The organism is Arachnia propionica, from assembly GCF_003932785.1.
GTDB lineage: Bacteria > Actinomycetota > Actinomycetes > Propionibacteriales > Propionibacteriaceae > Arachnia > Arachnia propionica_B.
Map to the genome: position 1 here is coordinate 1 of NZ_RQYT01000155.1, position 561 is coordinate 561.

1 pseudogene is annotated in these 561 nt (G+C 65.4%); it reads right to left on the bottom strand.

The window, feature by feature from the left end:
* Window positions 1-271, bottom strand: a pseudogene (locus EII35_RS16590) (RHS repeat protein); the annotation flags it as partial.
* Window positions 272-561: the final 290 nt, after the last annotated feature.

Consider the following 561-nt stretch of genomic DNA (forward strand, 5'->3'; position numbering starts at 1 on the left):
CGTCGTGGGTGAATTCCCAGGTCGCGCCATCGGGCAGCTGGACCCGGTTGATGTTGCCCAGATCATCACAGTCTTGTTCCACCCGACGCCCGAGCGGGTCCACCAACGCCACCAACTCCCCATGGGAGCCGTACTCGAGTTCGGTTGTGGCACCCGCAGGGTCCGTCATCGCGGTCAACCGACCCCCGAGGCTGTAGCGGTATTCCCAGCGCGCCCCGTCCGGGTCGATCCTGGCCTCCAGCGGGGGTGTAGTGGAATCGGGTCGTCGCACCAGAGGGTTTCACCAGCTCGCTCACCCGGCCGGCATCATCCCGCACCAGCCGGGTGGTGTTGCCCTCGGCATCGGTGGAGGACACCAGATCCCCACGAGGGTCGTAGCCGAACCGTACCCTCACCCCGGTCGGATCAACCACCTCCAGCAACAAGCCCTCGTCCCAGTGCAGGCGGGTGTGGCCGCCCTCCCCATCAATGATGGTTGAAGGCTGTTGCTGGGCACCGGTGTAAGACATGCAGGTCCGGGCCACCTCCGTTCCGTCTTCGAGGGAGATGATCTCGGTCAAC